15 protein-coding genes are annotated in these 17,212 nt (G+C 67.4%); 10 read left to right on the plus strand and 5 right to left on the minus strand.

The window, feature by feature from the left end:
• The first annotated feature begins 68 nt into the window (after nucleotides 1-68).
• Nucleotides 69-899, plus strand: a complete 831-nt coding sequence (locus ACODS4_RS10750; RefSeq protein ID WP_488863412.1) for an AraC family transcriptional regulator — start codon at nucleotides 69-71, stop codon at nucleotides 897-899.
• A gap of 91 nt (nucleotides 900-990) precedes the next feature.
• The gene (locus tag ACODS4_RS10755) at nucleotides 991-1,746 is read left to right on the plus strand and encodes an SDR family NAD(P)-dependent oxidoreductase (protein ID WP_488863414.1); all 756 of its coding nucleotides are present in this window, start codon (nucleotides 991-993) and stop codon (nucleotides 1,744-1,746) included.
• Between the two features lie 4 nt (nucleotides 1,747-1,750).
• Here the strand turns inward: ACODS4_RS10755 and ACODS4_RS10760 are convergent, their stop codons facing one another.
• The 3 genes from ACODS4_RS10760 to ACODS4_RS10770 all read right to left on the minus strand — a co-directional run bounded on the left by ACODS4_RS10760 (nucleotide 1,751) and on the right by ACODS4_RS10770 (nucleotide 4,950).
• Complete coding sequence (locus tag ACODS4_RS10760; RefSeq protein ID WP_488863416.1) at nucleotides 1,751-3,232, minus strand: pentapeptide repeat-containing protein; 1,482 nt, start codon at nucleotides 3,230-3,232, stop codon at nucleotides 1,751-1,753.
• Between the two features lie 176 nt (nucleotides 3,233-3,408).
• Complete coding sequence (locus tag ACODS4_RS10765; protein WP_488863418.1) at nucleotides 3,409-4,083, minus strand: MlaC/ttg2D family ABC transporter substrate-binding protein; 675 nt, start codon at nucleotides 4,081-4,083, stop codon at nucleotides 3,409-3,411.
• 84 nt (nucleotides 4,084-4,167) lie between these two features.
• A complete protein-coding gene (locus ACODS4_RS10770) occupies nucleotides 4,168-4,950 on the minus strand; it encodes an MlaA family lipoprotein (RefSeq protein ID WP_488863420.1) in 783 nt (260 codons plus the stop codon).
• 393 nt (nucleotides 4,951-5,343) lie between these two features.
• Between ACODS4_RS10770 and ACODS4_RS10775 the strand changes: the two genes are divergently transcribed.
• The 8 genes from ACODS4_RS10775 (at nucleotide 5,344) to ACODS4_RS10810 (ending at nucleotide 13,883) form a co-directional block, all read left to right on the plus strand.
• Nucleotides 5,344-6,330: an ArsR/SmtB family transcription factor gene (locus ACODS4_RS10775; RefSeq protein WP_488863422.1), complete on the plus strand. Its 987-nt coding sequence runs from the start codon at nucleotides 5,344-5,346 to the stop codon at nucleotides 6,328-6,330.
• The gene (gene metF, locus ACODS4_RS10780) at nucleotides 6,327-7,226 is read left to right on the plus strand and encodes a methylenetetrahydrofolate reductase [NAD(P)H] (protein ID WP_488863424.1); all 900 of its coding nucleotides are present in this window, start codon (nucleotides 6,327-6,329) and stop codon (nucleotides 7,224-7,226) included. Before ACODS4_RS10775 ends, metF begins: the two co-directional genes overlap by 4 nt.
• A gap of 65 nt (nucleotides 7,227-7,291) precedes the next feature.
• The gene (locus ACODS4_RS10785) at nucleotides 7,292-7,765 is read left to right on the plus strand and encodes a DUF29 domain-containing protein (RefSeq protein WP_488863426.1); all 474 of its coding nucleotides are present in this window, start codon (nucleotides 7,292-7,294) and stop codon (nucleotides 7,763-7,765) included.
• A gap of 38 nt (nucleotides 7,766-7,803) precedes the next feature.
• Nucleotides 7,804-11,295: a methionine synthase gene (gene metH / locus ACODS4_RS10790; RefSeq protein WP_488863428.1), complete on the plus strand. Its 3,492-nt coding sequence runs from the start codon at nucleotides 7,804-7,806 to the stop codon at nucleotides 11,293-11,295.
• Between the two features lie 70 nt (nucleotides 11,296-11,365).
• Nucleotides 11,366-11,707 (plus strand): nucleotidyltransferase domain-containing protein, encoded by a 342-nt coding sequence (locus tag ACODS4_RS10795; RefSeq protein ID WP_488863430.1) that lies wholly within the window; start codon nucleotides 11,366-11,368, stop codon nucleotides 11,705-11,707.
• A 39-nt stretch (nucleotides 11,708-11,746) separates the two neighbouring features.
• Nucleotides 11,747-12,247, plus strand: coding sequence for a thioesterase family protein (locus ACODS4_RS10800; protein WP_488863432.1), 501 nt, complete (start codon nucleotides 11,747-11,749; stop codon nucleotides 12,245-12,247).
• A gap of 5 nt (nucleotides 12,248-12,252) precedes the next feature.
• Nucleotides 12,253-12,759 carry a pentapeptide repeat-containing protein gene (locus tag ACODS4_RS10805; RefSeq protein ID WP_488863434.1) on the plus strand — a complete coding sequence of 169 codons (507 nt, stop codon included), beginning with the start codon at nucleotides 12,253-12,255 and terminating at the stop codon, nucleotides 12,757-12,759.
• Between the two features lie 98 nt (nucleotides 12,760-12,857).
• Complete coding sequence (locus ACODS4_RS10810) at nucleotides 12,858-13,883, plus strand: GGDEF domain-containing protein (protein WP_488863436.1); 1,026 nt, start codon at nucleotides 12,858-12,860, stop codon at nucleotides 13,881-13,883.
• A gap of 23 nt (nucleotides 13,884-13,906) precedes the next feature.
• Here the strand turns inward: ACODS4_RS10810 and ACODS4_RS10815 are convergent, their stop codons facing one another.
• Together ACODS4_RS10815 and ACODS4_RS10820 are read right to left on the minus strand one after the other, a co-directional pair.
• Nucleotides 13,907-14,992, minus strand: coding sequence for an NAD(P)H-dependent flavin oxidoreductase (locus ACODS4_RS10815; protein WP_488863438.1), 1,086 nt, complete (start codon nucleotides 14,990-14,992; stop codon nucleotides 13,907-13,909).
• A gap of 104 nt (nucleotides 14,993-15,096) precedes the next feature.
• On the minus strand, nucleotides 15,097-17,148 hold the full coding sequence (locus ACODS4_RS10820; protein ID WP_488863440.1) for a molybdopterin oxidoreductase family protein: 2,052 nt from the start codon (nucleotides 17,146-17,148) through the stop codon (nucleotides 15,097-15,099).
• Between the last annotated feature and the right edge of the window lie 64 nt (nucleotides 17,149-17,212).

The raw sequence follows: 17,212 nt of genomic DNA on the forward strand, positions 1-17,212 counted from the left end.
TTAACGCAAAACGCCCCTTCCTCTGACCGCAGGGGAAGGGGCGTTTTCGTTTTTCAGCGGGGGCACGGATGGCGCGGGGCGATGAGTTGAACCGGGTGCGCTACTGGCAGGATCGCCGGGTTCCCGGCCTGCGGCTGCTCCACGCGGATTTCAAACGCCACGACTACACCCCGCATTTTCACGAGGCGCTGGTCGTCGCCGTCACCGAGATCGGCGGCGCGGAGTTCCGCAGCCGGGGCGTGACGGGAGAGGCGAAGGAACAGGCGCTGATGGTCTTCAACCCCGTCGAGCCGCATTCCGGTCGGATGGGGCGCAGCGAGCGTTGGCGCTACCGCTCCTTTTACCTGCGGCAACCGGCCATCGACGCGGTGACGGCGCTGGTTGGCGGGCCGGGAACGCCCTATTTCACCGACAATCTGGTGCCGGACGCCGATCTGGTCGCGTCGTTCCTGCGCCTGCACCGGGCGCTTGAGACGGACGGCGATCCGCTGCTGGCGGATGAGCTTCTGACCCTCAGCTTCGGCGGCTTGATCGCCCGGCATGGCGGCGACCGCCCCCGCCTGTCCGCCGTTGGTCGGGACCGGGCGGCCATCGCCCAGGCCGTCGCCTTGATCCATGACGAGCACGCCAACCGCCTGACTCTGGAGGATTTGGCGCGGGCGTCCGGCTTGACCGCCTTTCAGATGATCCGGCTGTTCAAGCGGGCGACCGGGCTGACGCCGCACGGCTACCTCACGCAAACCCGGCTGGTCGCGGCGGCCTTGCGGTTGGAGCAGGGAACGCCGTTGGCCGACGCCGCGCTGGCGGTTGGTTTCTACGACCAGAGCGCCTTCACCCGGCATTTCAAGCGCGCCTATGGCATCACCCCGTCCTGTTACGCCCGCGCCATGCGGGGGTGACGAGCGGCTCCGGTCAATTTTCGCCAAGACCGGCCCTGTTGGGCGGCGTCATTCTTTGCCGATCACAGAGTGTTCGGAAAGGAACGGACCCATGGCGGGCTTCACGGGAAAGATCGTGCTGGTGACGGGCGCGACCTCCGGCATTGGCGAGGCGACGGCGCGAGCCTTCGCCCGGTCGGGGGCGACGGTCGTCGCGGTCGGGCGCAACCGGGACAAAGGCGCGGCGGTGGCGGCGGAGTGCGCGGCGGCGGGCGGCGTCGGATCGCTGTTCCTCGCCGCCGACGTCACCGAGCCGGAGGCGATGAGCGGCGTGGTCGGGCAGGTGGTGGAGCGGTTCGGGCGGCTTGACGTCGCCTTCAACAACGCGGGCTGGCAAGAGCCGCGCGCGCCGCTGGACGAACAGCCGGACGCGGTGTTCGATCAGGTGTTCGACACCAACGTCCGGGCCTTGTTTCTGGCGATGAAGGCGGAGATCGCCGTGATGCGCGGGCAGGGCGGCGGGGTCGTCATCAACAACGCCTCGGTCAGCGGGGTGCGGAACCCCAATCCCGGTTTGTCCCTCTACGCGGCGTCCAAGGCGGCGGCGCTGGCCCTGACCCGGTCGGCGGCGATGGAGTGCGCGCCGCAGGGGATCCGCGTCAACGCGGTGTCGCCGGGCCGCATCATGACGCCGATGATGCTGGGGTCAAAGATCGCCGACATGAGCGTGGTCGCCGCCGGGCTGCCCGCCCGCCGCCTGGGTCAACCGGACGAGGTGGCCGAGGCCGTGTTGTGGCTGGCGTCGGACGCGGCGTCCTTCGTGATCGGCCATAATTTTTGCGTGGATGGCGGGTTTCTGGCGGCCTGAGGGATCAACCCGCCAGCTTTTGATGCTCCAGAAAGGCGGTCTTCAGCAGGGCTTTCAGATCGTCGCCATATTGGTGGAAGCGGACGGAGAGTTGGCCGCGTTCGTCGTCGCGGTGCAAAACCACCAGATTGGCGACCGCCGCCACGTCCTGCCGGTCGGCCATCACCACGCGGGCCTGGAAGGTTTGGCCTCGGCGGTAGGGCTGGTTGACCGCCAGCAGGCACAGACCGCCGACCGACCAGTTGCGGGCGGGGAAGACGCCATGTTCGGTGTGGACCACCAGACCGGGGCGGACGAAGCGCTTTTGCCGACGGCGCTCTTCGGGTGGCGGCGGCGCGATGGCCCCGGTGTTGGCGACGTCGATGCCGCTGCCATCGGTCAGCGTGTTGGTGAAAATGGCGCCGCGCAGGATGGCGTCGCCCATGCGGGCGTCGCGCAGATCGGCGTCGGAGAAATCGGCCCCGTCGAAATTGGCGGGCCAGGCTCGGCCTCCGGCCAACTGCGTTGGGCTGGCGTCGGCGCGGTTGAACAGGGTGTGGGCCAGATAGGCGCGGCGCAGCGTGACCCCGCGCAGGCTGGCGTCGCTGAGATCGGATTCGTCGAGGTCGATGTAGGACAATTCGGCCATGTCCAGGCTGGCCTTGGTCAACCGCGCGCCGGGCAGGCGGCAGCGGCGCAGCCGCGCGGCGGCCAGCGTGCGCCCGTGCAGATCGGCCCCGGCGACCGAGACCAGATCCAGATCCAGCCGCGCCCCCTCGCCCCCGCCGCTGTCCACCCACCGCTCGTGGCTGGCGACCAACTCCAGAAAATCGGCCACCGGCATGGCGGTGTAATTGGGCTGGACGATGGCGTCGGGCGGCAGGGTGAAGGGGATGTAGGTGCGCGTCAGCGTCGCCTGATCCATCACCGTGTTGCCAAACACCGCGCCGTCCAGCGTCGCTCCGCAGAAATCCGTGCCCATCAGCACCGCCGAGGTCAATTCCGCCCCGGTGAGGTCGGCGTCGTTCAGGTCGGCGCCGGTCAGGTCGCAGCCGGAAAAATTGGCCCCGGCCAGGATCGACCGCTCCATCTTCGCTTCGGTCAGGCGGGTGACGCCACCGGCGCGGGTCGTCTTTTGAGTGTCGTCCAGCAATTCCCCGGCGCGGAAATCGGCGCCGCGTAGATTGGCGTCGGTCAGTTGCGCCCGGTGCAGGTTGGCCCCGCGCAGATCGGCCCCGGTCAGCATGGCGCCGGACAGGTTGATGGCCTCCATGTCGGCGCCGAACAGATCGGCCTGGGTCAGATCGGCCCGGACCATCCGGGTGTTGGTCAGATTGCACCCGGCCAGTTTGGCCCCGGACAGCGCCACCCGTTCCAGATTCAGCCGTGACAGATCGCGAAAGCTGAGGTCGGCGCGCTTGCCGCTGCTGGGTCGTTTCAGCCACGCCTGATGGGACAGGATGATCTTGCGGATCTCCTCGACCTCGGTCGGATCACGGTCGGCCATGGCGGTGCGGGTCCCGGTTGTGCCTGTGGGGTGCAAGGCAAGTCATTGATGCAGGATAGCCGCTTCGCGCCGTCGCGTCACGGATTCCGCGCGCCAACGCAAATGGGGCCGCCTTCCAATGGAAGACGGCCCCGCCTTGTCATAGAAAACCAATTGCGGCGCGGAGCGCGCGGTGGTCAACCGGCTTTGCCGACCTTCTGGCGCAAAGCCTGAATCAGCCCGTCGACCTTGCCGCCATTCTGCTGCACGACCGAGGAGAATTCCTGCCGCTGGGTCACGCCCATGCTGACATTCTCGACCACCACGTCGATGATCTTGTAATCGGCGTCCTTCTTGCGGATGCGCCAATTGACGTTCACCGGCGGGCCGCTGGGCCGGATGATCTGAGTCGTGACCATGGTGTCGGTCTCGCCCTCGGGCAGCGCGCCGACGATTTTGAAGGTTTCGCCCGAATATTCGATGAAGCGCTCGGCGTAGGTGCCGACGATCAACTGCTCGAACAGCTTCTGATACTCGGCCTGCTGCGCTTCGCTCGCCTGATTCCAGTAGCGGCCCAGCACCCAACGCCCGATGTAGGGAACGTCGAACCCCTTGTGCAGCAGCGTGCGGAAATGCTGCAACGCTTGCTCTTTGGGGGTGCTTTTGTTGGAGAATGTGCCGATGGCGTCATTCCCCAGCTTTTGCATGAAGGCGCTTGCGCCCGGATCCGCGCTCTGCGCGAATGCCGAGGAAACGAGAGGGTGGCCGACCCCACTGCTCACCGCGAGCAGGGCCGCGCACGCGACAAACAGGCGACGTGTCAGCATCATGGGTGCAGAAGTGGCGGCTTGGTTGTCGTTGTCAACGGTCATGTGACCCATGGGGCAAAGAAACATCGAAAGCGAAGCGTTCGGTCGCGGCGGCCCTGCGCGTGGCCGCCGCGACCAGGCAATGCCTTATTGCTTGGGCGCGGAGGTGAAGTCCGGGAAATCCGGGCCGCTGACCGGCTTGTTGGCGATGTCCGCCCGGCGCTGTTGTTGGTGCAGGCTGCGCACGGTGGCGTAGAAGTCCAACGAGTTGCGGCGCAGATCATCCACTTCCTTCAACACGCGCGACCGGCGGTCAACGGCGTTGGTCACGGCGCGGGCGGTCAACGCGCCCTTGTGGTCGGTGGCGTAACCCCAGACGCGAACCGGATCGGCGACGGTGTCCACGCCATAGCCGACGGTGTCGCGCAGGTTCGACGGGCCGAGCAGCGGCAGCACCAGATACGGCCCGTCATCCACGCCCCACACCGCCAGAGTCTGGCCGAAATCTTCGGGACGGTTGGGGATCCCCGCCTGAGTCGCGACGTCGGCGATGCCGCCCACGCCCAGAACCGTGTTGGTCAGAAAACGTCCGGTGGCGAATTGCGCGCCCTCGAAATCGCCCTGCAACAGGTTGTTGGCGATGTAGAGCGGGGCCATCAGATTGTCGATGAAGTTGTGGATGGCGTCGCGAATCGGGGTCGGCACGGCGGCCACATAGACCTCGGCGGCGGGACGCAGAACCAGTTGGTCGGCGGCCTCGTTGGCGGCGAAGACGAAGCGGTTCGGCACCTCCAACGGGTCGTTGGCCTCGTAGGCGGCCTCCTTGGAGCCTGAATCGACCGGCTTGTTCGCGCAAGCCGTCGCGGTCAGGGCAAGGGCGGCGACGAGAGCCGAGCGGAGGGTGGAGCGTGTGAGACTGGCCAGCTTCATGGTGCGACGGCTCTTTTCTGGAGGCTCAACTCGGGTCGGATCGCCGGTCTTCCCCATCGGATCCAAAGACTCCTGTGGAAGGAGCGTGGAGTCCGGCAGAGGCGGCGGCGCGTTCATGAGGAAGATTGTGCGAGAAATCGTCCAATTTCCACCTTTTCGTCGAGTAACACAGGTGTGGCTGTTTGACCAGCCTCGTGGCGGGTTCGACACAGTCCCGGCGGAGCCTGTGACGCCATTGCCGCAGTTCGGGCCTTTGTCGATGACGCGCGCGATCCTTAGGGTTCGATTCCGTTCGTGTCGAATTCAGTTTACGAGGCATAAAGATATCTTTATATCTGTATCCAGAGTGACGGGGCGCGCCGCCCCGCGCGGCGCTGTTTCGAGTGTGGGGCGATGGACGATCTGCTTGCGACCCTGAAGGCGGCGGCGGAAACCACGCGGCTTCGGCTGCTGGCGCTGTGCGCCCATGGCGAGCTGACGGTGACGGAGCTGACCCAGATCCTGGGGCAGAGCCAGCCGCGCGTGTCGCGCCACCTGAAGCTGTTGTGCGACGCCGGGCTGCTCGACCGTTTCCGCGAGGGCACCTTCGCCTTTTACCGTCTGGCCGAGAAAGGCTCGTCGGCGGAGCTGGCGCGGGTGCTGGTGGACGCCATCCCCGATTCCGATCCGACCCTGACGCTGGATCTGGAGCGGTTGGAGGCGACCAAGCGGGGCCGGTCGGAAACCGCCGCCGCCTATTTCCGCGAGAACGCCGCGCGCTGGCACGAAATCCGCTCCCTGCACGTCGCCGAGGGCGAGGTGGAGGCGGCGTTGCTGCGGCTGTTCCCGGCGGCGGGCGTCGAGGAGCTGCTGGACATCGGCACCGGCACCGGACGGATGCTGGAGGTGCTGGGGCCGCGCGTGCAGCGCGCGGTCGGCGTCGACCAGTCGCGCGAGATGCTGGCCGTCGCCCGCACCAAGCTGGAGGAGGCGGGCTTGCGCCATTGCCATGTCCGGCAGGCCGACATGTACCAACTGCCCTTTCCCAGCGGATCCTTCGACGCCGCCATCATCCATCAGGTGCTGCATTTCACCGAGTCGCCGGCCGAAGTGGTGGCGGAGGCCGCCCGCGTGCTGCGCCCCGGCGCGCCGCTGCTGATCGTCGATTTCGCCCCCCACACGCTGGAGGCGCTGCGCGAAGAACACGCGCACCGCCGACTCGGCTTTTCCGATCAGGAGGTCGCGGGTTGGTGCCGCCAATCGGGGCTGTCCTGCGGCCCGGCGGCGCATCTGCCGGGCGATCCGCTCACCGTGTCCATCTGGCCCGCCACCCGCCTTGCGGCGGCTGCGGCGGCTCCCTCGTCCTCCCCCGCCCTTACGCTCAGCGGAGTTTCGTCATGACCGCGCCCCTGTCTCCGCTGCCGTCCGTCAGCTTTGAATTCTTTCCGCCGAAGACGGAGAAGATGGAGCAAAGCCTGTGGCAGGCCATCCATCGGCTGGCCCCGCTGGCGCCCAGCTTCGTGTCCGTCACCTACGGGGCGGGCGGCTCGACCCGCGAACGCACCCACGCCACGGTCTGCCGCATCCAGGCGGAAACCGGCATTCCGGCGGCGGCGCATTTCACCTGCGTCGGCGCCACGCGCGAGGAAATCGACGCCATCGCGCGCACCTATTGGGACGCAGGCATCCGCCATCTGGTGGCCCTGCGCGGCGACCCGCCCGACGCCGTCGGCGGGGTGGGCGGCGCCTATGAGCCGTTCCCCGGCGGTTACGCCTACGCCGCCGATCTGGTGGCGGGGATGAAGCGCGTCGCCGATTTCGAGATCTCCGTCGCCGCCTACCCGGAAAGCCACCCCGACGCGCCCAGCGCCCAGTTCGACCTGGACAATCTGAAGCGCAAGGTTGACGCCGGGGCGACCCGCGCCATCACCCAATTCTTCTTCGACAACGACGTCTATTACCGCTTCCTCGACCGTTGCGCGGCGGCGGGAATCCATGTGCCCATCGTGCCGGGCATCCTGCCGATCACCAACTTCGCCCGCGCGGTGGAGTTCGCCGGGAAATGCGGCGCGTCGATGCCCGCCGCCCTGGCCGACACCTTCGAGGGGCTGGACGCCGACCCGGAAACCCGCCAACTGGTCGCCGCCACGGTGGCGGCGGAGCAGTGCCAAGCCTTGCAGGCCCAAGGCGTCACGGATTTCCATTTCTACACCCTGAACCGCGCCGACCTGACCATGGCGATCTGCCGGATGCTGGGCGTGAAGGCGCAAAGCCCCGCCGCCCCCGTGGCGGGCTGAGACGGGCGTTAAGACGGGGGCGGGGGCTTGTGCTAAGCTGCGACCGACGCTGCGGAGGGTGAGCCATGGACAGCCGGATCGGGTATGACGCGGATTTCCTCGCCTGGACGCAAGAACAGGCACGCCTGCTGCGCGCCGCCGCGCAGGATCGCCCCAACACGCCCATCGATTGGGAGAACGTCGCCGAGGAGATCGAAAGCATGGGCCGATCCGAAGCCAACGCGCTGGCAAGCGCGCTGACCCGTGTGATCGAACATCTGCTGAAGCTGGAATTCTCCCCGGTCGCCGAACCGCGTGGCGGCTGGCGGCGCTCCGTTCGCGAACACCGGAACCAAGCCAACGACGCGCTGGGGGCCAGCCCGAGCCTGCGCGGCAAGCTCGACCTTGAGAAAAGCTATCGGCGGGGCCGGATTTACGCGGTTGAAGGCTTGGAACAGGATCGCGTCGCCGCCGCCGATCTGCCCGCCGAATGCCCCTACGCGCTGGACCAAATTCTTGACGATGACTGGTGGCCCGCCAACCGTCACGATCTCGCCTGACCCCTGAACACGCCCAAGCCACGGATAAGAACTCTCCCATGCCCCACATCCTCGACACCCTGCGTGACCGCGTTTTGCTTTGCGACGGCGGGTTCGGCAGCCGCATTCAGGCGCTCGACCTTGACGTCGAGGCGGATTACTGGGGGCATGAGAACTGCACCGACATCCTGCCGCTGTCGCGTCCCGACATCGTCCGCGAGATTCATCGCGGCTATTTCGAGGCCGGGGCCGACATGGTCGAAACCGACACCTTCGGCGCCTCGCCGGTGACGTTGGGCGAGTTCGGCATTGGCGACAAAGCCTTTGAAATCAACCAGCGCGCCGTCGAGCTGGCGCGCGAGGCGGCGGCGACCTTCACCGACGGGCAGCCGCGCTTCGTCATCGGCTCCATCGGGCCGGGGACCAAGCTGCCCAGCCTGGGCCACATCGCCTATCAGGCCGCCGAGGACAGCTTTTACGTCCAGGCCGCCGGGCTGATCGCGGGCGGGGCCGACGCCATTCTGGTGGAGACCTGCCAGGATCCCTTGCAGATCAAGGCGGCGGTCAACGGCATCAAGCGCGCGCGGGCAGAGGCCACATCCGACACGCCGGTCTTCGTTCAGGTGACGGTGGAGACCACCGGCACGCTGCTGGTCGGCACCGACATCGCGGCGGCGGCCACCATCATCCAGGCGCTCGACGTGCCGTTGATGGGGCTGAACTGCGCCACCGGCCCGCTGGAGATGAGCGAGCATGTCCGTTGGCTGGCGCAGAATTGGCCGGGGATGATCTCGGTCCAGCCCAACGCCGGGCTGCCCGAATTGGTGGACGGCAAGACCCATTACCCGCTGCGCGCCGACGATTTCGCCCATTGGCTGGAGCGTTTCGTCGTTGAGGACGGGGTGAATCTGGTCGGCGGCTGCTGCGGCACCAACGTGCCGCACATCGGCGCGGCCAACGCCATGTTGCGCAAGCTGGCCCCCGCCGGGTCGCACCGGCCCAACCCGAAGGGCCGCACGGTCCATTGGGTTCCGGCGGTCGCCTCGCTGTATTCGCAGGTGACGCTGCGCCAGGAAAACGCCTTTTTCGCCATCGGCGAACGCTGCAACGCCAACGGCTCCAAGAAGTGGCGCGAGTTGCAGGAGCGCAACGATTGGGACGGCTGCGTCGAGATGGCGCGCGAGCAGGTCAAGGAAGGCTCGCACGCGCTGGACGTCTGCACCGCCTTCGTCGGGCGCGACGAGGTGGCGGAGATGAACGCGGTCATGGAGCGTTTCGTCGGCTCCGTCACGGCCCCGCTGGTCATCGATTCCACCGAATACGGCGTTCTGGAACAGGCGTTGGCGCTCTATGGCGGCAAGGCGATCCTGAACTCGATCAATTTCGAGGATGGCGAGGAACCGGCGCGCCAGCGTCTGGCGCTGGCCAAGAAATTCGGCGCGGCGGTCATCGCGCTGACCATCGACGAAGAGGGCATGGCCAAAACGCCGGACCGCAAGCTGGCCATCGCCAAGCGGCTCTATGATCTGGCGGTCAACGAATACGGCCTCTCCCCCGCCGATCTGCTGTTCGACCCGCTGACCTTCACCATCGCCACCGGCAACGAGGACGACCGCAAGCTCGCCATCTGGACGCTGGAAGGCATCGAGGCGATCGCCCGCGAGATGCCCGGCTGCCAGATCATTTTGGGCCTGTCGAACGTCTCCTTCGGTCTGAACGCGGCGGCGCGCCATGTGCTGAACTCGGTCTTCCTCGACCACGCGGTCAAGAAGGGGATGAGCGGGGCCATCGTCCATGTCTCCAAGATCCTGCCGCTGCACCAGATCCCGGACAACGAGGTCAAAACCGCCGAGGATCTCATCTTCGACCGCCGGGCGGACGGTTACGACCCGCTGCACGCCTTCATCGCGCTGTTCGAGGGCCGTAAGGCGGCGGACGCCAAGAAGAAGGCGCGGGCCGAAACCGTCGAGGAGCGCTTGAAGGAGCGCATCGTCGACGGCGACCGCACCGGGCTGGACGAGGATCTGGCCGAGGCGATGACGGCGCACCCGCCGTTGGAGATCATCAACACCTATCTGCTCGACGGCATGAAGGTGGTGGGCGAACTGTTCGGCGCGGGCAAGATGCAGTTGCCCTTCGTCCTGCAATCGGCGGAAACCATGAAGGCCGCCGTCGCCTATCTTGAACCCCACATGGAAAAGGCGGACGGCCAGCAAAAGGGCACCATGGTTCTGGCGACGGTGAAGGGCGACGTCCACGACATCGGCAAGAATCTGGTGGACATCATCCTGACCAACAACGGTTACAAGGTGGTCAATCTCGGCATCAAGCAGCCGGTGACGGCGATCATCCAGGCGGCGAAGGAGCACAAGGCCGACGCCGTCGGCATGTCCGGCCTGCTGGTGAAATCCACCGTGGTGATGCGCGAAAATCTGGCCGAAATGACCCGCGAGGGGTTGGACGTGCCGGTGCTGCTGGGCGGCGCCGCGCTGACCCGCGCCTATGTCGAGGGCGATTGCGTCGACTCCTACGGCTCGGGCCGGGTGGCCTACGCGGGCGACGCCTTTGACGGCTTGACCCTGATGGACAAGGTGGTGGACGGCAGCTTCGACCAGCAACTGTCCATCATCCAGGCCAAGCGGGCGGGCAAGGCGGTCAACCGCCGCCGCGTGCTGGGGCAGGCGACCAGCGCGGCGACCGGGCCGGTTGACAAGGACGCCGTGCGCGCCCGCCGCCGCCGCTTGGCCGAGGGCGTGCCGGTGCCGACCCCGCCCTTCTGGGGGCCGAAGCTCATCGACCATGTGCCGCTGAAGACGCTGGTCACGTATCTGAACGAGCGGATGCTCTACCAACTGCAATGGGGCTACCGGAAGGACGGCAAGTCGTTCGAGGAGTTCAAGGAGTGGGCGAAGAAGGAGCTTCGCCCGGTGCTCGACCGCATTCTGAAGATCGCCCACAGCGAAAACATCCTGCGCCCGACCGCCGTCTACGGCTATTGGAAGGCGGCGGCGGACGGCAACGACGTCATTCTGTTCGAGGAAGACGGCACGACGGAGGCCGCGCGCTTCAGCCTGCCGCGCCAGGGCAAGGAGGATGGCGAGTGCATCGCCGACTTCCTGCGCGACGTGACCGACCCGGAACGCGACGTGCTCGGCCTTCAGGTCGTCACCATGGGCCAGCATTGCGCCGAGGTGGCGCGGGAATGGTTCGCCGAGAACCGCTATCAGGATTACCTCTACCTGCATGGCCTGTCGGTGGAGATGACCGAGGCGATGGCGGAGTATGTCCACGCCCGCATCCGCGCCGAGTTGGGCTATGGCGCGGAAGACAGCCGCGACAAGGAAAAGCTGTTGCAGCAATCCTATCGCGGCAGCCGCTACAGCTTCGGCTATCCGGCCTGCCCGAATCTGAAGGACCAGGAACAGTTGTTGAAGCTGCTCGGGGCCGAGCGCATTGGCGTTGAAATGTCGGACGAAGACCAGTTGCACCCGGAACAGAGCACCTCGGCCATCGTCCTGCACCACCCGCGCGCCAAATATTTCTCGGTGTAAGGGCGACCGCCGCCGTCGCCCATCCTGTGTTAGGATGGGCGCGGCGGCGGCGACCCGGATGGCGGCGGACATGGCGGCAGCTATGGCGGTTGAGGATGAAAAGCTGCGGATCCTGCTGGACCGGATCATTCCGGCCCTGAATCCGGAAGCCGTCTATCTGTTCGGCAGCCGGGCGCGCGGCGATTTCCACGAGGACAGCGATTACGATCTGCTGGTGATCGTTCCCGACGACACGCCCAAGGAACGGCGGACCCCGCGCTACGCCTACGCGTCCAAGATTGGCACCGGCATTCCGGCGGACATCATTCCCTGCACCCGGATGAATTACGAAGCGTCGAAGGATGTCGTCGGCACGCTCAGCTATGAAGTGAAGCGCCATGGGCAGCGGGTCTATGGACACTTGTGTCGCTGACGTTCTGTCCGACATCCTCCGTTTTCGGGGACTTTCCTCATGACCAACCCCGCGCCGCTCGCCCTGCACACCGCCTCTGTGTTGCCGGAGTGGATCGACTACAACGGCCACATGAACGTGGCTTATTACCTGCTGGCCTTCGATCAGGCGACCGACGCCGTGCTCGACCATTTCGGGGTGGGCAAGGCCTATGTCGCGGCGGAACAGCGGTCGCTGTTTGTGGTGGACGCTCATCTGACCTACGCGCGGGAGGTGGTGGAGGGCGATCCGTTGCGTTTCGCCTCGCGGGTGCTGGGGGCGGACGGCAAGCGGCTGCATCTGTTCCATGAGATGTTCCACGCCACCGATGGGACGTTGGCGGCGACGGCGGAGTTCATGCTGCTGCACGTCGATCTGACCCAGCGCCGCGCTTGCCCGTTTGGCGAGGCTGTCGCCGCCGCGCTGGCGGCGCAGGCCGCCGCCCACGCCATTTTGCCGCGCCCGCCGCAGGCGGGGCGGGCGGTGGGCGGTCTTGCGCCGCGTCCCGCGCTCCCCATGTAAGCCGGATGATGCTGAAATCCGCCGCCCGCCGCGTCGCCGTCGCGCTGTTGCTCGCGCCGCTGTCCTGTCCGGTTTGGGCCGCGTGCAACGATCTGGCCCAGGCCAAGGTGGTCTGGCGGCGCTGTTCCTTTGAGGGGCAGGCGTTGCCGGGGGCGCAGCTTGGGGGCGCCATTCTGCGCGACACCACGTTTCAGCGCGCCGACCTGCGCGGGGCCGATCTGAGCGACGCCGACGGCTATCGCGCCAAATTCATCAGCGCCCTGGCGATGGGCGCGCGCTTTGACCGGGCGCGCTTGATCGAGGTGGATTTCACCCGCGCCGATCTGGCCGACGCGTCGTTCCGCGCCGCCGACCTGCGCAACGCCAAGCTGGTGGGGGCCTCGCTGGTCAACGCCGATTTCACCGGGGCCAAGCTGGGCGGCGCCGACCTGAGCAACGCCAATCTGGCGGGCGCGCGCTGGGTTGACGGCGCGCGCGTGTGCGGCGCCCATTCGGTGGGCGAGTGCAACTGAGCGACAGATTTCGACAACAAGCGACGAAAAGACTCGCTTGCCGACATCGTCAACCCCGCGTACCGTTCGGGATCGAATGAATACACAGGGTAGCAATCGTGGGCAGCGCAGAGGAGTTCGACAAGGCCAGCGCCTTGGCCGCCAAGGCCATGGACCGTATGTTGTCGGATCGCTTGCTGCCGAACCCTGAAAATTTCACGTTGTGGTTCGTTTATTTCAGCGGCCAGCATCCTGATCTGACCCGCGCGGTGGACATCGCCAGCCGGGACGGAATCGCCCTGTCGCAATCGCTGTGCGACGAGCTGTTCAAGCGCTTTTTCTCGCTGGACGCCGAAGTCCAGGCGATTCGCGAAACCTCCGACAAGGCCCGATTCGCCTTGGGGCGGGTTCTGGAGCAGTTGGGCAACGTCGGGTCGGAGACGGAGCGCTACGGCAGCGCGTTGTCGGGATTCAGCGAAGAGCTGTCGCAACCGCTTGGCTTGACCGATCTGCGCGCCATGGTCGCGGCCATCGCCGCCGAGACGGCGGGCATCGTCGAACGGCAAACGGCGTTGCAACTGCAACTTCAGGAATCGAGCCACCAACTCGCCGAAATGCGGGTCAGCCTGGACAGCGCCCGGCGCGAGGCGATGACCGACGGCCTGACCGGCATCGCCAACCGCAAAGCCTTCGACCTGATGCTGTTGGAGGCGATGGACGAGACCGCGCGCGATGGGCAACCGCTGTCGCTGCTGATGGTGGACATCGACCATTTCAAAAGCTTCAACGACACCCACGGCCATCTGGTCGGCGATCATGTGCTGAAGCTGGTCGCCCGGATGCTGACCGAATGCATCAAGGGCCGCGACACCGCCGCCCGCTATGGCGGGGAGGAGTTCGCGATCATTCTGCCGCGCACCAGCCTGGACAACGCGGTCAAGCTGGCCGAGCAGGTCCGCGCCTTCGTCGGCGGGCGGCAGATCGTCAACAAGGCGCGCAACGCCAATTACGGCACGGTCGCTTTGTCGATCGGCGTCGCCCAATTCCGTCCGGGCGAGAATTCCCAATCCCTGGTCCGCCGCGCCGACCAGGCGCTGTACAGCGCCAAGCGCGGCGGGCGCAACCGGGTCGGGGTGGAGGAGTAGGGCGGAGGGGGAGGGCGAGCCGCCTACGCCCCCGCCAATCGTTCAACCGTCTTCGCGCAACCGCTGAGCAGCGCGGCCACCACCGCGCCCGCCGGGCGGCGGCGGGCCATCGGCGCCCCTTGTCCGGCCCACAGCGACAGGAATTCGGCGCGGCCCTGCTGCCCGGCGGCGGCGCGCAGGGGACGGGTCAGGGCGTTTTGCAGGGGGAAGGGCAGGACGGCGTCGGGCCGCTCCCGATCCTCGACCGTCTCCATGAAACGGTTGACGAGGCCGCGCGCCGGGCGACCGGAAAAGGCGCGGGTCAGGCGGGTCTGGTCGGCGGCGGCGTCGAGAATCGCCTGCTTGTGAACGTCTGGGACGCCCGCCTCGTCGCAGGTCAGGAAGACGGTGCCGAGTTGCACGGCGGTCGCGCCCAGCGCCAGCGCGGCGGCGACTCCGCGCCCGTCCATGACGCCGCCCGACGCGATCACCGGCACGCCGACCGCGTCCACGATCTGGGGAATCAGCGCCATCGCGCCGATCAGGTTGGCGGCGGGATCGCCGATGAAACCGCCGCGATGGCCGCCCGCTTCGGCGCCCTGCGCGATCACCGCGTCAACCCCGGCCTGCTCCAGCGCCAACGCCTCGGCCACCGTGGTGGCGGTGCCCATCACCCGCATGCCGCGCGCCTTGGCGGCGCTGACGACATCCGCCGGGGGCAGGCCGAAGGTGACGCTGAAGGCCGCCGCGCCGCTGTCGAGCATGGCGGGAACCAGCGCCGCGAAGCTGTCGCCGGGATAGGCCGGGGCGCTGGGGGCGGGCAGGCCGAGTTCGGCGTAAAAGCCAGCGACCCGCGCCACCGCCGCTTCGGTCAGCGCCGCCGAAGCCGTCGGCTCGGGCTGCGGCGCGAACAGATTGACGCCGAAGGGCAGGGCGGTGCGGGATCGGATGTCGCGGGCGCGTTCGGTCAATTGCGCCGGGGTGAGGTAGGCTGCGCCGACAAAGCCGAAGCCGCCCGCCTCGTTCACCGCCGCGACCAGCGCGGCGCTGTCCCCGCCGCCCGCCATCGGCGCCTGAATGATGGGGGAGCGCAGCCCCAGCCGGGCCAAGAGTTCGCCGTGCGCGGGCATCGCCGCCTCCGTCGCTGTCGTGATTGGGTGGGGCGATGCTACGCCCCGGCGACCATCACGACCAACGACTTGTTCAGAAGACGGCGTTCACTTTTGGTGAAGGATCACGCCGCCCGCAGCCAGACGGCGGTGTCGTGGAAGGCGGCCCCGCCAGCGGGCGGGATCGGCTCTGGCGAGGTCAGGCTGTTGATGCCCATGCCCTCGACAAAGGCGGTGTTGGGCCAGATGCCTTCGACGATCACCACGCCGCGCGGAACCCCGGCGAAGGGCTGGGCGTGGACGACGACGCTGCCTTGATCGTTGCCCAGCCGCACCGGCGCGCCGTCGGTTAGCACCAGGGCGGTCAGATCGTCGGGGTGAATCAGGGCGGTCGGGCGGCCCTCCTTGCGCTGCGAACTGATGGTCTCGCCAAAGGAGGTGTTGAGGAATTGGCGTGCCGGGGCCGTCACCAGCCGGAACGGGTGTTCGGCGTCGGCGTCGCGGGCGGGCGGCATGTGGTCGGGCAATTCCGGCATCCCGCCATAGGGGCCGAGCGCCGCCCAATCCGGGGCGAAGCGGAATTTTCCATCCGGCCAGGCGAAGCCGTTGAGGAAATGCGAGGTCTCGAAATCCGGCTGGGCGTCGATCCAACGCTCGTCGGTCAGCGTCGCCGCGTCGCCCAGGTTGGACGTCTTCAGCATGGCGTCGATGATCTCCAGCGCGGTCATGCCGAAACCGGGATGCTCGGCCCCGACGCGGCGGGCGATTTCGGAAATCACCCAATGATTTTCCCGCGCCTCATGCTGCGGCTCGATCACCTTGCGACCGATCAAAATGTGCATTTGGCCGCCGCCGCGATAGAGGTCGTCATGCTCCAGAAAGGTGGTCGCCGGAATCACCAGATCGGCCAGTCGCGCGGTGTCGGTCATGAACTGTTCATGCACCGCGACGAACAGATCGTCCCGCAGGAAGCCTTGACGGACGCGGTTGGAATCCGGGCAGATCGCCGCCGGGTTGGTGTTCTGAATCAGCATGGCCTTGACCGGCGGGCCGCTGGTCAGGTCGCGCGGGTCGCCGGTCAGCACCGCGCCGATGCGCGACTGGTCAAAGCTGCGGACGCTCTTGTCCAGCCGGTCCAGCCCTTCCGACAGGGTGCGATCGATGTTGTAGATGCCCGACGAACAGTAAAGCCCGCCACCGCCCTTGTGCCGCCAGGATCCGGTGACGATGGGCAGGCAGGACGCCGCGTGCATCTGGGCCGCGCCGTTGTGGCTGCGGCTGAGGCCGTACCCCAGACGCAGAAAGCTGCGCGGGGTCGCGCCGTAGAGCCGGGCGAAACCCTCGATCTCCGCGACCGTCAGGCCGGTGATGGCGGCGGCCCATTCCGGCGTGCGGCTGGCGAGGTGGGCCTCGAAGCGTTCCGGCTCGGCGGTCAGGCGGGCGAGGTAATCGCGGTCGGCGAATCCGTCACGGAACAGCACATGCATCACCGCGCAGGCCAGCGCCCCATCGGTGCCGGGCCGCAGCATCAGATGCAGATCGGACACTTCGGCGGTGCCGGTGCGGTAGGGGTCGATGGTGACGAGCTTGGCCCCCCGGCCCTTGCGGGCGCGGCTGATGTGGGTCATCACGTTGACCTGGGTGGCGACCGGGTTGCCGCCCCAATTGACGATCAGGTCGCTGTCGGCCATCTCGCGCGGGTCGGCGCCCCGGATGTCGCCGTAGCCCGCCAGCCAACCCATGTTGGCGGGGGTGTCGCAGACGGTGCTGGTCTGGCGGGAATAGCCCTTGGCGTGGCGCAGGCGCTGGATGCCGCCGCGCTGCACCAGCCCCATGGTTCCGGCGTAATAGAGCGGCCAGACCGCCTCGGCGCCGAAGGTCTTTTCGGCGCTCAGGAATTCGTCGGCGATGCGGTCGAGCGCCTCGTCCCAGCCGATTTCCTTCCATTGACCCGCCCCCTTGGGGCCGGTGCGCAGAAGCGGGGTTTTCAGCCGATCCGGCGAATGGACCCGTTCGGCGTAACGGCTGACCTTGGCGCAGATGACGCCCGCCGTGTAGCTGTTCGCCGCCGCGCCGCGCACCTTGCCGATGCGGTCGGGGGCGAGCCGCTCCACCTCCAGGGCGCAGGTGCTTGGGCAATCATGCGGGCAGGCGGTGGGGAGGAACGGAGACGTCACGGCGGGAACCTCGGCGTTCGTGCACAAAGAAGCGGCGGGGAGTGTAAGACGGTCCAGCGCGCGG

The sequence above is a fragment of the Azospirillum sp. FG154 genome, from assembly GCF_057809575.1.